Raw genomic sequence first — 13,936 nt, 5'->3', positions numbered from 1 at the left:
GCAGTTGCGCGTCCTGGGTCAGCGCAGGGAAGTGGCCTTGTCCTGCCGGTACGTGGCCACGAGCGCGAGGCACATCCCCGCGATCGCGATCCGGCCCGAGGCCTGGAGCAGGGGCCCGCGCAGCAGGATGAAGGAGTACCCCGCGACCAGCGGGACCACCGTGGAGATCAGGCTGCCGGGCGGCGAGCTGCGCCGGGCGCGCTTCGCGTAGCGCCGGTCGACGCGGGCGGAGGCGTACCCCAGCCCCAGGAGCCCCGCACCCATGCCCAGCGGGCCGAAGTCGATCCACAGCTCGGCCCAGATCGGGGAGGAGAGGTTGGTGTTGACCGTGCCCATCCACTGGCCGACCATCACGCCGGTGTCGCGCGGCTTGCCCGACCACACCGAGCGGGGCACCGCGAAGAAGACGGATCCCGCGAGCTGGCGCCCGTAGGAATGGCCGGGACCGGACTCCGAGAAGGTGATGGTGTTCGCGAACATGCCGATCTGGTCGTAGTCCTTGAGCGCCATCGGCTCCAGGAACGAGGTCGTCTCGACCGGCTTGTAGTTCTTCTCGTCGTAGCGGAAGCGGTCCGCGAACGGGAAGACGAGGAGGGCGATCACCACGGCCATGGACAGCGCCACCCGGTACATCGCGGCGCTCACCGGGAAGACGGTGAAGAGCAGCGCGAACATGACGGTGAGGAACCAGTAGCGCGGGTTCGAGATCGGGTTGTTGACGATCAGGTTGAGGACCACGAGCGCCGACCAGGTGACGATGGTCGAGACCTTGCGCCGGGCGAACTTCGAGGTGATCAGCCAGCGCGTGTACAGCAGCAGGGCCAGCAGCGCGGGGACCGTGCCGAAGCCGCGCAGCAGGGCCTGGCCGGCCTGGCCGTCCTGGGAGACGCCCGCTTCCTCGATGCCCGCGATGATCTCCTGGCGGCTGGAGAAGAACACCGCCGGGCCGCCGAGCTTCACGATCAGGGCCGCGCTGCCCAGGAACGCGACGGCGGTCAGCAGGTGGAGGCGCCGCCGGTGCGCCATGAGCGGGCGCGGCTCCTTCTGCGAACCGCCCGCGCGGCCGACCGGCCGGTGCCGGGCCAGCAGGACGCCCATGTCGAAGGCGGCGCAGCCCAGCAGGACCAGCCCGATGGCGGCGGTGAGGTCGGAGCGGGGGCCGACCACGGGGGTCGGGACCTGGCCGAGGACGGCCTGCGCGAGGGGGGCCACGCCCATGGCCATGTAGACGAAGAGCCAGAAGGAGCCCTGGAGCAGCTTGCGCTGACTGGTCAGGACCATCGCCGAGAGCCGGGCGCCCGCGTACATGGCGAGCAGGAGCTGCAGCCAGAAGGCGGCGTCGTGCTGGCCGGCGCCGGGCTGGACGGCGACGAAGAGGGGCAGGAAGACGGTGAACCCGAGGGCCAGCGGGACGGAGAGCGCCCGGGAGAGCAGGGTCCGCGGAGTGGTGACCCGGCCCCAGCTCTTCTCTTCGCCGGGGTGCGGTGGCCCCGGCCTGGCGGCGGTCTCGCGTATGTCGGTCGCCACGCTTGCCCCCACCCCCTGTGCCTGATCCGGGCGCAGTCTAGTCTGAGCGCTCGGCGCCCGGGGAGGCGCCTTCGAAGGCGCCGTCGGGGGCCGGACTGCGAGGGGTGCCTGTGCGTGATCTTCCTGCCTTCACGCTGGCCGGATACGACAAGGGGCGCGGGCGGCTGACGCAGGCGCTCTGGTTCGCCGTGATGAACACGCTGTTCATGAGCTGGCTGTGTCCCGCCCGGCTGCGGGTCGCGCTGCTGCGCGCCTTCGGGGCCCGGATCGGCGAAGGGGTGCTGATCCGCCACCGGGTGCGGGTGCTGTGGCCCTGGAAGCTGACCGTGGGCGACCACGCGTGGATCGGCGAGGGCGCCTGGGTGCTGAACCTGGAGCCGGTGACGATCGGCGCGCACGCCTGCGTCTCGCAGGAGGCGCTGCTGTGCACCGGCTCGCACGACCACCGGGCCGCCGACTTCCGCTACCGCAACGCCCCGATCACCGTCGAGGACGGCGCGTGGGTGGCGGTACGGGCCACCGTGCTGGCCGGCGTGACCATCGGCCGCTGCGCGGTCGCGGGCGCGGGATCCGTGGTCCACCAGGACCTCCCCGCACTGACCCTGCAGACCCACGACGGGCGCCGCCGCCCGGTCGAGGAGCCGAATTGAATCCTCCCCGCCTCAAGGGGCGGGGATTCCTGGCTCACGTTGGCTGTGGACCGGCGGTCCATCAGCTCTTACACGATCAGCACCAGCCGGGTTGAGACCAGCCCGGACCAGCATCACGCGGGCGGAGTTCTTATCCCTGGGGGACACGGCTCCGCACACGGTGCAGGTGTAGGTACGTTCCGAGAGAGGTAGTGCGTGCTTGGTTCTCGCTCCGCACTGCGCACAGTCCATGGTGGTGTGCGCGGGATGGACAAGGTGCACGATGCGCCCGTGCTTGCGGCCCATCTCGATCAGCGCCGTCTTGGTGGCGGAGATCGCCGCGTCGGTGGCCTTTCGGGCCATGGTCGACTTCGCAAGGAACTTCGGCCGGAAGTCCTCCACCGCGAGGGCGTCGTGGTCGCGGACCACAGACTTGGCCCACTTGCGACCGGTGTCCTGCCGCTGGCGGGCCACCTTCTTGTACAGCTTCGCCGCCAGCTTCTTCGCGGCGCGGTAGCCCCTGGAGCCGGGTTTGCCCTTCGCCGGTTTCCGGCGGGCCGTCATCCGCTGATAGCGGGCGAGCCCGGCGGCCGCTTTCTTGCCGTGCTCGGGGTGCGGGAGGTCGTGGGCGTCGCTGGTGGTGGTCGCCGTCTCCTTCACACCCCAGTCGATCCCGATCACCGCACCGGTCTCCGGGAGCGGCTGCGCTTCGGCAGGGACGACGAAGGACGCATACCAGTTGCCGAGGCTGTCGCAGTAGATCCGCACCGACGACGGATCCGCCGGGAGTTCGCGGGACCAGACAACGGTCAGGCTGATGCCGCCCGCAAGGTGCAGGCGGCCGTCCTTGATCCGAAAGCCTCGCCGGGTGTAATTGAGCGTCGGATCGGCATGGTCCTTCTTCTTGTACTTCGGCATCCCCGCCCGCTGCCTCAACGGCAACCGCGCCTTGACGTCCCTCAAGGCCTTGGCACGAGACTTCCCGAAGTCCCGAACCAACTGCTGCTGCGGAACACTGCTGCCATCACGCGACCAGGCGTTGCGGTTGCGTGCCTCCGTCAGCATCTTGTCCAGCCGGGCCGGCCCGCACTTCTCATTCGCGGCGTGGGCCTTCCTCGACCGGGCACAGCACTCGTTCCAGACCCACCGACACCGCGCCCACTCACCGAACAGCAGACTGCGGGCTGTAGACGACACGCGAAGCCGGTAGGTAAACCGGGCATGCCCGGTCGCCTCCGTCTCCTGAGATGCCGTCATGCAATCAACCTAGACCAGCCCACTGACAACGCCAGAAAGCGCAGCTCACAACAGATGCGAGCAGAACCCCGGCGCTCCGCGCCTACGACGGCGGGACCCACTGCGCCCCGGACTGAAGCCCTGAGCATCCTGGGAGAGATCCAGTGAGAGTCCTGCACGCCGTCACCCTGCACTCCCCCACGCATGCCTTCGGCGGGCCGGTGCGGGTCGCGCTGAACCTGGCCAAGGGGCTGCGCGCCCGCGGGCACGAGGCGAACCTGCTGGCGCTGGGCGAGGGGTTCCCCGACCCCTGGCCGACCTCGGTGGAGGGCGTTCCCGCGAAGCTCTTCCCGGCCCGGCGGCTGCTCCCCCTCGGCTTCAGCGGGATGACCTCGCCGGCCCTGCTCGCCTCCGCGGGCCGCCTGGTGCGGGGCGCCGACCTGGTCCACGTCCACCTGGCGCGGGACCTGGTCACCCTGCCCGTCGCCCTGGCGGCGCTGCGGGCCGGCACACCGCTGGTCCTGCAGACCCACGGCATGGTCGACCCGAGCGGGAAACTGCTGGCCAAGGTGCTGGACGCGCTGGCGGTACGCCGCCTGCTGCGCGGCGCCGACGCGCTGCTGTACCTCACCCCGCACGAGCGCGAGGGCCTCGAAGCGGTGGTCGGGGCGCCGCTCCCGAACGCCGTCCGCCTGGTCAACGGCACCCCGGCGCAGGAGGAGCGCCCCGCCCTGTCCGGGCCCCCGCGGATCCTCTACTCGGCCCGCCTGCAGGCCCGCAAGCGCCCGGTGGACTTCGTGGACGCCGCCCCGGCCGTCCTGGCGGCGCACCCGGACGCGGAGTTCGTGGTGGCCGGCCCGGACGAGGGCGAACTCGCGGCGGTCCGCGCCCGGGTGAGCGCCCTCGGCCTCTCCGCCCGCTTCACGGTCCCGGGCGCCCTGTCGGGCCCGGAGGTCCTGGCGGAGCTGCGCCGCGCCCACGTCTACGTACTGCCGTCGGTGGACGAGCCGTTCCCGATGTCGGTCCTGGAAGCCCTCGCGGTGGGCGTCCCGCCGGTGGTCACCCACTCCAACGGCCTGGCCCGCGACATCGCCCGCGCGGGCGCGGGCCGCGCGGTCGACCCCGGCCCGGCGGGCGTCGCGGCAGCGGTCCTGTCCCTCCTGGACCCGACCGAGAACGCCACGTCCTCGAAGGCCGCCCGCGAACTGGCGGCGTCCGCCTTCTCGATGGACGCGGTCCTGGACACACTGCTGCCGGTGTACGAGGGCATCTCCCGCTGAGGGCGCGGACCCGCGTCGGTACGGTGTGGGCCGTGCCCCCTCGGTTCCGGCGGCTGCTGCCCGGCGGCCATTCCACGGTGTCCTTCCGGGGACCGCTACGCGATAGTCATCCCATGGAGTGGTACGAGCAGGCCCTGTCAGCAGAGCGGCGCGGGGATTGGGACGCGGCCATCCTGTTGGTCAGCGCCCGCGCCGGTTGCTATTCCGCTGATTCCTCCGCGCACAGCAACCACTTGTGGCACCTGGAGTTGCTCGTCCGCGCGGAGCGGTTCACAGAACTCGCGGAACTCGCGCTCACCGATGTCCACGCACGCCGAAGACTCAACAAGTCACTTCACGAAAGGAAGATGGACGAGTCACTGTTCCGCCGCGCCGAAGGCGGCGACCGTGGCGCCCTGTACCACCTCGTCAAACTGCTGTGCGGGACGGGGCGAGTCGAGGAGGCCTTCCGGGCGGTCCAGGACCTCGCCCCGGAGGACGCGTACGCGCACGAGCTGGTGTCGCCTCACCGCGCCTAGCGCTTGTTCATGCCTCAGAGCCCGCGGCGGGTTTCGTCGACCACCGGGAGGGCGCCGACGCGGCGGCGCTTGAGGACGCTCGCGTAGACCGCGAGGCCGATGATGCCCGCGACCATCATGATGACCCCGACCAGGTCGAGGTTCACGCTCTGCAGCTGCCAGTCGCTCGCGAAGGTGAGGACGGCCCCCACCACGATCAGGCCTATGCAACCGCTGATGCCCCTCATTGGATTCGCCTCCAGCATCGTGGACGGGGTGCAGCCCCGCCGTGTGGAGGCTCGGATGCCCCCGATGCGGGAACGAAAACGCCCCCGCTGCCCGAGAGGTTCGGGCAGCGGGGGCGTTGCGTGCGTGGTGCGTTACGCGGAAGGGACCCAGGCGTAGCAGCCGTTCGAGACGAACTGAGCCGTGCCCGCCGGGATCTTGGCGGTGATCTTGTCGCCCGGCTTCAGCGGGGTCTCCGGGCCCGAGGCGAGGGCGGTGCCGTCCTTGGCCTTGGCTTCCCAGGCGCACGTCGTGCTCTGGGTCAGGGCGCGGTAGGTGCCCGCCGCCGGGGACTCCTTCGTGCCGTCCGGGAAGCCCTTCGCCGCCCCGTCGAGGACCGGCTTCTGCTCCGGGCAGAGGAAGGTGATCGCGTCCTTCGCGCCCGGGATCTCCCCGGCCACGAGGGCGCCGACCGCCGCGTCCTTGTCCCGCTTCGCCGTGCGCCCCACCCGCTGGCAGGCCTCCTGGCCGCCCTGCAGGACGGCCGCCGGGTCCATCTTCTCCGGGACCCGGCCGCTCAGGTACTGCTTCTCCGGCGCGGTGAAGCTGCCCGTCTTCGGGACGAGCTTCGTGTCCGGCAGGACGGGACCCGTCGGCTTCGCGTCCGCTGGGGGCGGCGCCGGGGTGTCCGTGGCGTCGGCCGGGTCCGCGACCGGCGAGGCGGCCGGCGGCTTGGGCGAGGCGGCCGAGGCTTCGGCCTTGCCGTCGCCGCCCGAACTGCAGGACGTCAGCGTCAGGGCGGCGGCCAGCAGGACGGCGGCCGCTGCGGAGCGTCGGTACATGAGGTGGCTCCCGTACGTATGAGATGGGTGTGCGGGGCCCGGCCGTCGAAACGGCCGGGCCCCGCACTCCGTCAAGCGGTTACTTCGCGCCGAAGGTGAGGGTCAGCTGCGGCTTGGCGTCCACGGCCGTGGACTCCGAGGACCAGATCCACAGCGGGTTGGTACCCGTGCTCGTCAGGCCCAGGCTGTAGCTGGTGCCCAGCACCGCGGAGAGCGCGGTGGTGCTCAGCGGCGTGCTCTGGACCGCCGACCCGTCCGGCACGCCCGCGAAGGAGCCGAGCGGGGTGGTGCCCAGGGTGGGCTTGCTGTTGAAGGTCGTGCCCGCACCGCTCCAGGTACCGGTGACCGGGACCACGGAGACGGTGTCGGTGGTGCCGGCACTCGCCACGGTGGTGGTCTTGACCTGGAGGGACGCGGACTTCAGCACCGTGCCGGCCGGGGCGGCCGGGATGTCGAAGCGCAGGTACGTCTCGTAGGCCGAGGTGCCGCGGACGGCCAGCGAGGCGGACGCGCCGTAGGCGGTGCTGGGGGCGCCCTGGTTGATGTAGGTGTCCTCGGTCGCGGTGACCTTGGAGACCGTGTCGGTGGCGGCCTTGGCCAGGGCGTAGTGGTTCTTGACCTGGGCCTCGGTCAGCACCTTCGGGTAGACGGCCGTCTCGTCGATCTGGCCGGCGAAGAAGTTGCTGGTCGGCCGGGAGGGCCAGCCGGCGAGGTTGTCGGCGCCGACGTGCCAGTAGCCCTCGATCTGCTGGGACCCGGTGACGTTCAGAGTGCCCTTGGCCTGGCCGTCCACGTAGAGCGCCATGCCGGCGGGACCCTGGGTGGCGACGACGTGGTGCCACTTGTTGTCGTTGTACGTGTCCAGCAGGCCGGTGGAGACGGTCTTCGTCCCGCCCGAGTTGACCCCGAAGAAGATCCGGCCGGTGTTGGTCATGTAGAGGTGCTTGTCGTACAGGTTGCTGTTGCGGTCCTGGTTGGTGCCGAAACCGAGCAGCTTGCCGCCGCGCGTGGTGTTCGTCTTGAACCAGGTCTCCAGCGTGTAGCTGCTGCCGACCGTCTGGCGGTGGTCGCTGTACACCTGCTGGCTGGTGCCGTTGAAGCCCATGGCCGTGCTGGCGCCGGTGATCGCACCCGGGGTCTGGCGCAGCGCCGGGGCGTTGAGCTGGATGCCGCTGGTGTTGCCGGAGACCGAGGAGTCGGCCACGTACGGGCTGACGACGTCGTCGTAGCGCCAGTACAGGTTGGCGCCGTCCTCGCGGACCTGGTTGGGGTACGCGGTGACCGTGGTCGGGACCGAGACCGAGGTGGTGGCCGACAGGGCGCTGGTGTTGCCCGCCGCGTCGGTGGCGGTGACCCGGTAGCTGTAGGACGCGCCGGCCTTGACCGTGGTGTCCGTCCAGGAGGCCTGCTGGCGCAGCCACTCCAGGGAGTTCGCGCTGACGGTGGCGATCGGGGTCGCGGAGCCGTTGCGGTAGATGCGGTAGGTCAGCTTGCTGTCGTCCGCGTCGTAGCTGGCGCGCCAGCGGACCTGGACCTCGCCGGGCTTGACGCTGGAGACGCTGGAGACCGGTGTGGTCGGGGCGCCGACGTCGCCGGTGGAGGCGAAGCGGGTCAGGGCCTGCTGGGCCTTGCCGTTGATGAGGGTGAACTCACCGCCGACCCACATGTACTTGGTGGTGTCCTTCTCCGCGATGGCCATCACGCGCGGGCCGATGCCCTCGCCGAGGCCGTCGTTGGCGGTGGGGTGCCAGCCGAGCTTCCCCGGGCTGCGCACGAAGCCGTTCACGGCCGAGGGGGCGTCGAGGCCGCCGTTGCCCCAGTCGGTCAGCTGCGCCAGCAGGAAGTGGCGCTTGCCGTCGGGGAACTCGCCCTCGGAGGTGCAGTTGTGCGCGTGCGAGGAGCTGTAGAGGACTCCGTCGTACGGCAGCACCCACTGGGTCGCGCCCAGGCACTGGTCGCGCCACTTCTCGCTGAAGTCGGTGGCGAGGGCGACCCGGCCGTCGAAGCCGCCCGTGCCCTCGGCGCCGGTGTAGTAGCCCGTGGCGTCGGCCGCGATGGACTTGATGACCGACATCGAGGGGATGGTGCCGTACGTCTTGGTCACGGCGCCGGTGGTGGCGTTCACGACGGCGAGCGCGTGGCTCTGGGCGCCGTTGACGGTGAAGAAGTCACCGCCCAGCAGGATGTTCTTGCCGTCGTTGCTGAGCTGGAGCGCGCGGCCGGGCTCGTCGGCGTTGGCGACGAAGGGCTTGAGCGCACCGGAGGCGGCGTCGACCGCGGCGAACCGCTCGCGGGCCGCACCCTCGACGGTGCTGAAGTCCCCTGCCGCGTACAGGGTCGTGTCGCCGGCGGTGAGCGCGCGCACGGTGGCCGGGAACTTCGGCTTGAACGAGGCCTTGGGGGTGCAGGTCGCGATGTCGATGGCGGCGACGCTGGAGGCCGGGGTTCCGTTGACGGCGCCGAAGTAGCCGCCCGCGTACAGGGTCTTCTTGTCCTTCGAGACGGTGAGCGCGCGCACGGTCGCGCTGCCCTCGCCGATGGTGAAGGAGAGCTTGCAGGAGGTGGGGGCGCCGGTCGCCGCGTCGAGCGCGACGAAGTTCACGGCTTCCTGCTCGGTACCGGCCGCGCCGGTGGGCGGGCGGACGGCCGAGAAGGTGCCGCCCGCGAAGACGGTGCCGTTGGCCTCGGCCATCGCCCAGACGATGCCGTTGGGCTGCCACGTCGGCAGGCTGTCGGCGGTGAAGGCCACCGGCTGCGTGATGGCCGACGCCTCGGGTATCAGCACCAGGCCTATCGCGGTGCCGGCACCGGCCAGTGACAGGGCGAGGGCAGCAGTCAGCCCTCTGGATCTACGCATGAGCCCCCCAGGGCAATTGCCCGGCTTGAATGGCTGGTTCGACAACTATCAGAACAGCCATATGTACTGGCGCAGACTAGGGCTCACGCGAGGGCCTGGTCACCACGCCCGCCCCATTGCTACCAACTTGGAATCAACGAGTCCGGCATGGATGGAGCACTACGGACATACGGCAGATTTACCCCGGCCACACTCGCCGATAGCTGCGCGAATGACCGGGACACGGCAAATCGTAGGCGAAATATAAGGCCTCAGCGGTCAATGCGGATGCTGGCGCCCGCCAGTTGGTCCTCGACCTGCCGGATATCGGAATCCACCATGATCCGGGCCAGTTCGGCCACCAGGACCGTCGGCTTCCAGCCGAGCAGTTCATGGGCCTTGGAGGCGTCGCCGATCAGGGCGTCGACCTCGCTGGGGCGCTCGTACTTGGGGTCGTAGCGCACGTGCTCGTTCCAGTCGAGACCGGCGTGGGTGAAGGAGGCCTCGACGAACTCGCGGACGGTGGCGGCGACCCCGGTGGCCACGACGTAGTCGGTGGGCTCGTCCTGCTGGAGCATGCGCCACATGGCGTCCACGTACTCCGGGGCGTAGCCCCAGTCGCGGACGGCGTCGAGGTTGCCGAGGTAGAGCTTCTCCTGGAGGCCCGCCTTGATCCGGGCGACCGCGCGGGTGATCTTGCGGGTCACGAAGGTCTCGCCGCGGCGCGGGGACTCGTGGTTGAAGAGGATCCCGTTGACGGCGAACATTCCGTACGCCTCGCGGTAGTTCACCGTCGTCCAGTACGCGAACACCTTCGCGGCGCCGTACGGGCTGCGCGGGTGGAACGGGGTGGCCTCGTTCTGCGGGGGCGGGGTGGCGCCGAACATCTCCGAGGAGGAGGCCTGGTAGATGCGGGTGTCCACGCCGCTGGCCCGGATCGCCTCCAGCAGGCGCAGGGCGCCGAGGCCGGTCACGTCGCCGGTGTAGAGCGGGGCGTCGAAGGAGACGCGGACGTGCGACTGGGCGCCGAGGTTGTAGACCTCGTCGGGACGTATCTCGCGGAGCAGGTTCACCAGGGCGACGCCGTCGGAGAGGTCGGCGTGATGCAGCACGAAGGAACGGTTCGCCGTCTGCGGGTCCTGGTAGATGTGGTCGATCCGCTCCGTGTTGAAGCTGGAGGACCGCCGCACGAGCCCGTGCACCGTGTAGCCCTTGGAGAGCAGGAGCTCTGAGAGGTACGAGCCGTCCTGCCCGGTGACGCCGGTGATCAGCGCGGTCTTGCCCATTGGGTCCCCCTGGGGATCGTTGCGGTGCGGTCGTGGCTGCGCCCCGGAGTACGGGCCGGAGCTGTTCGGTTCGGGGCGGCGCCCCGGGTGTGGCTCGGGGCACGGCCCCGGGTGTGGCTCGGGGTCACGCCTCGTCGTGCGGGTCGGTGCCGGGCACCGGGTGCGGCTCGGGACCAGGTCCCGGAGTGCGGCTCGGGGCCGCGCCCCCGCTGTCGGACCGGCCGCCGGATGCGGAGTGGGGCCGGGCCCGGGATGCTGCGCGGGTCCGCCCCCAGGGGGCTGGAGACGGGTACCGGATGGGTACCGTACACGCTGCGCCCGGAGCCCCTCGCGCCGGATCGGGCCCCCTCGCCCCCTTGCGGGTCGGTATGCACCGGACTGGCCGGTACCACCCGAAATCCGGCTGCCCGCCGAGGCTTCCGAGCCCGCCCCGGCGTCGCCGACGGACCGGACCCGGAAGGGCAGTCCGGGCCGACCACGGAAGGGCGGTCCCGGACGGTTCTCGGGGTTGCCCCGGAGCGGGGACCGGGATGGCGCTCGGGGTAGGCCCCGGGGCGGGTCGGACAGGTGGCCCGAGGCGGCCCCGGAAGGGCGGCACGAGGCCGGGCCGGACCGGTGGGCCGGGGCCACCCCGGACCGGTGGTCCGGGGTGGCCCCCGAAGGGTGGTCCGGGGTGGCCCCGGGGTGTGCGGCGTCGGACCGGGGCCGGGGCTCCCCCGTAAAACCGCGGACAGCGGACTGGCATCATCGGCGGTATGACAAGTTCGCCGTTCCTGCCCCCGAACGCCCGCGTCTTCGTCGCCGGCCACCGCGGCCTCGTGGGGTCCGCGGTCGTCCGCCGGCTCGGCGCCGACGGGTACGAGGTGCTCACCCGCGGCCGCGCCGACCTCGATCTGCGCGACGCCGCCGCGACCGCGGCGTACCTGCGGGACGTCCGGCCCGACGCCGTCGTCCTGGCCGCGGCCAAGGTCGGCGGGATCATGGCCAACAGCACGTTCCCGGTGCAGTTCCTGGAGGACAACCTCAAGATCCAGCTGAGCGTCGTCGCGGGGGCGCACGCCGCCGAGGTCGGCCGGCTGCTCTTCCTCGGCTCCTCCTGCATCTACCCCAAGCTGGCCCCGCAGCCCATCAGCGAGGACGCCCTGCTGACCGGCCCGCTGGAGCCGACGAACGAGGCGTACGCCCTGGCGAAGATCGCCGGCATCGTCCAGGTCCAGTCGTACCGCAAGCAGTACGGGGCCTCGTACATCTCCGCCATGCCCACGAACCTCTACGGCCCGGGCGACAACTTCGACCTGGAGTCCTCGCACGTCCTGCCCGCCCTCATCCGCCGCTTCCACGAGGCCGCGGCCGAGGGGCGCGAGGAGGTCACGCTGTGGGGATCGGGGACGCCCCGCCGGGAGTTCCTGCACGTGGACGACCTGGCCGCCGCCTGCGCCGTGCTGCTGCGCGAGTACGACGGCGCCGAGCCGGTCAACATCGGCTGCGGCGAGGACCTGACCATCAAGGCCCTCGCGGAGACCGTCGCCGAGGTGACCGGCTTCCGGGGCAGGCTCGCCTGGGACACCTCCAAGCCCGACGGCACGCCCCGCAAGCTGCTGGACGTGACCCGGCTGCGCGGGCTCGGCTGGAAGCCCGCGGTCCCGCTGCGCGAGGGCATCGCCGCCACGTACGCCTGGTGGCGCGAGCAGAGCGACGGGCCGGCCCGCGGGCAGAGCTGATCCCAAGCGGGGTTCCCCGGTGCCTCAGTACGCTCCGCGACCGTCGACCACGGCGCGGAGCGTGCGGCCCATGACGTCGACGTCACTGGTGAAGGACCAGTTGTCCACGTACTGCAGGTCGAGCTGGATGGTTTCGTCCCACGAGAGGTCGGACCGCCCGCTGATCTGCCACAGCCCGGTCATCCCCGGCCGCACCGCGAGCCGGCGCAGCTCGACCTCGTCGTACTGGGCCACCTCCTCCGGCAGCGGCGGGCGCGGCCCGACCAGTGACATGTTGCCCGCCACCACATTGATCAGCTGCGGCAGTTCGTCCATGGACGTGCGGCGCAGCAGCCGGCCCACCCGGGTCACCCGGGGGTCGCGGCGCATCTTGAACATCAGGCCGTCGTTCTCGTTGGCCCCGGACAGCTCGTCCTTCCGCGCCTCGGCGTCCACGACCATCGTGCGGAACTTCCACATGACGAAGGGGACCCCGTCGCGGCCGATGCGCCGCTGCCGGTAGAAGGCAGGCCCGCGCGAGCCGAAGCGGATCGCCAGGACCATCGCGAGGAAGGCCGGCGACAGCAGGACCAGTCCGAGCGCCGCGCCCGTCCGGTCCAGTACGGATTTCAGCAGGGGCTGCATGCCCCGGCTCACCGGCGGCGCCACCCGCAGCATGGCCAGTCCGCCCGCGGACAGGGTCTCCAGCCGCTTGACGGAGACCTCCACCAGGCCGGGGAAGACCGCCAGTTCGAGCCCGGCGTCGTGCAGGGCCCAGGAGATCCGCCGCAGCCGCTCCCCCGCGAGCCGGGCCCCCGGTGCGACGAGCACCAGGTCGGCGCGGTGCGCGGCGACGGCGCCGAGCACGGCAGAGGAGTCCCCGTTCGGGGCCTGCGCCATCGTGGAGCCGAGCCGCGCGGCCACGGGCACCCCGCTGTCCAGCCCGCCGGGACCCACCGGGACCACGCCGACCACCACGTAGGGGTGGTCGGTACGTGCGGCGAGGTGTCCGATGACGGATTCCGCGGCGTCGGGCTCGCCGACGACCAGCACCCGGCTCACCGCCTGGGCCTCGCGCCGGGCCGCGGAGAGGTGGCGGTAGGTCAGCTTGTGGCAGGCGACGGTGACGAGCAGCGCGGGTACGAGGGCGCCGAGGGCGGACAGCCGGGGGGTGTTCTCGCCCGTGACCACGCGGACCACGGCGAGTACGCCGATCAGAATCAGCCAGTCGTGTACGACGGGCAGGACTCCCCGGGATTCACCGAGCGCGCGGCCCGCATAGCGCCTGCGCGTCAGCTGCACGCCGGTCCAGGCCAGGGCCGCGCCGAGGGCCCAGTAGAGGGGCCGGGCCTGCTGGGCGGCCTCGAAGACCAGGCCGACGGGGACTCCCGCGCCGATCAGGTCCGCGCCCACCGCGGCGGGCAGGTACCAACGGGCTTTGTCGCCGAGGCCCCGGGCTGGCATGGCCGACGCTCGGGCCGCTCTGGCCACTCTTTGCACAGGTATGTGGACATGCCTCATGGGCCCCCCTGGCACGTGGTCTATGACGGTGGCGCGAGTGTCCGCGGCTTCCCCAGGCAGTGGACGTCAGACGCACCGGCAAACAGTACGACAAACACCCGTACGGTAAATGCCGTTTGCGGGAACCGGACGTCTTGTTGCCCAAGCGTTAGCGGTCGGTAGTGCACATTCCGGATATTGCGCGCCCCTCTCTCATTCCAAAGTGAATGTTCCGCATACCGGATACGTCTCTTCGGACAACGAACGATTTCCGGCCAACCTTTTGACGCGGCCCTGACATCCCCGCGCCCAGGTGTCACTCTTCGACCGTTCTTCGCACCAGCCCGATCTGCCCGGAGGCCCACCCAGCCATCCGGA

11 protein-coding genes are annotated in these 13,936 nt (G+C 71.2%); 4 read left to right on the top strand and 7 right to left on the bottom strand.

The annotated features are described in order from the left end of the window. Nucleotides 1–18: 18 nt before the first annotated feature. Nucleotides 19–1,527 (bottom strand): hypothetical protein, encoded by a 1,509-nt coding sequence (locus tag AC061S_RS12550; protein WP_478685986.1) that lies wholly within the window; start codon nt 1,525–1,527, stop codon nt 19–21. Between the two features lie 110 nt (nt 1,528–1,637). Between AC061S_RS12550 and AC061S_RS12545 the strand changes: the two genes are divergently transcribed. Beyond that, nucleotides 1,638–2,177: a WcaF family extracellular polysaccharide biosynthesis acetyltransferase gene (locus tag AC061S_RS12545; RefSeq protein WP_478685985.1), complete on the top strand. Its 540-nt coding sequence runs from the start codon at nt 1,638–1,640 to the stop codon at nt 2,175–2,177. A 12-nt stretch (nt 2,178–2,189) separates the two neighbouring features. Here AC061S_RS12545 and AC061S_RS12540 read toward each other — a convergent pair whose 3' ends face one another. Next, nucleotides 2,190–3,413: an RNA-guided endonuclease InsQ/TnpB family protein gene (locus AC061S_RS12540; RefSeq protein ID WP_478685984.1), complete on the bottom strand. Its 1,224-nt coding sequence runs from the start codon at nt 3,411–3,413 to the stop codon at nt 2,190–2,192. Nucleotides 3,414–3,556: 143 nt separating this feature from the next. Between AC061S_RS12540 and AC061S_RS12535 the strand changes: the two genes are divergently transcribed. After that, a complete protein-coding gene (locus tag AC061S_RS12535; protein WP_478685983.1) occupies nt 3,557–4,672 on the top strand; it encodes a glycosyltransferase in 1,116 nt (371 codons plus the stop codon). Nucleotides 4,673–4,785: 113 nt separating this feature from the next. Continuing rightward, on the top strand, nt 4,786–5,190 hold the full coding sequence (locus tag AC061S_RS12530; RefSeq protein ID WP_478685982.1) for a hypothetical protein: 405 nt from the start codon (nt 4,786–4,788) through the stop codon (nt 5,188–5,190). A gap of 14 nt (nt 5,191–5,204) precedes the next feature. On the opposite strand, the gene AC061S_RS12525 is transcribed toward AC061S_RS12530, so the two are convergent. From AC061S_RS12525 to gmd, 4 genes are all read right to left on the bottom strand, one after another. Further along, nucleotides 5,205–5,417 (bottom strand): hypothetical protein, encoded by a 213-nt coding sequence (locus tag AC061S_RS12525; protein ID WP_478685981.1) that lies wholly within the window; start codon nt 5,415–5,417, stop codon nt 5,205–5,207. A 132-nt stretch (nt 5,418–5,549) separates the two neighbouring features. Then, nucleotides 5,550–6,236 carry a hypothetical protein gene (locus AC061S_RS12520; RefSeq protein ID WP_478685980.1) on the bottom strand — a complete coding sequence of 229 codons (687 nt, stop codon included), beginning with the start codon at nt 6,234–6,236 and terminating at the stop codon, nt 5,550–5,552. Between the two features lie 79 nt (nt 6,237–6,315). After that, a complete protein-coding gene (locus AC061S_RS12515) occupies nt 6,316–9,093 on the bottom strand; it encodes a LamG-like jellyroll fold domain-containing protein (RefSeq protein WP_478685979.1) in 2,778 nt (925 codons plus the stop codon). Nucleotides 9,094–9,344: 251 nt separating this feature from the next. Further along, nucleotides 9,345–10,358 carry a GDP-mannose 4,6-dehydratase gene (gene gmd, locus AC061S_RS12510; RefSeq protein WP_478685978.1) on the bottom strand — a complete coding sequence of 338 codons (1,014 nt, stop codon included), beginning with the start codon at nt 10,356–10,358 and terminating at the stop codon, nt 9,345–9,347. A 755-nt stretch (nt 10,359–11,113) separates the two neighbouring features. On the opposite strand from gmd, the gene AC061S_RS12505 reads away from it, so the two are divergent. Then, entirely contained in the window at nt 11,114–12,079 is a 966-nt protein-coding gene (locus AC061S_RS12505; protein WP_478685977.1) for a GDP-L-fucose synthase family protein, read from the top strand. Between the two features lie 24 nt (nt 12,080–12,103). On the opposite strand, the gene AC061S_RS12500 is transcribed toward AC061S_RS12505, so the two are convergent. Next, the gene (locus AC061S_RS12500) at nt 12,104–13,579 is read right to left on the bottom strand and encodes a sugar transferase (RefSeq protein WP_478685976.1); all 1,476 of its coding nucleotides are present in this window, start codon (nt 13,577–13,579) and stop codon (nt 12,104–12,106) included. Nucleotides 13,580–13,936 lie beyond the last annotated feature (357 nt).

Source organism: Streptomyces sp. CA189, from assembly GCF_056428985.1.
Note: the sequence above shows the minus strand (reverse complement) of the source record. Positions and strands in the feature narration are given on the sequence as shown.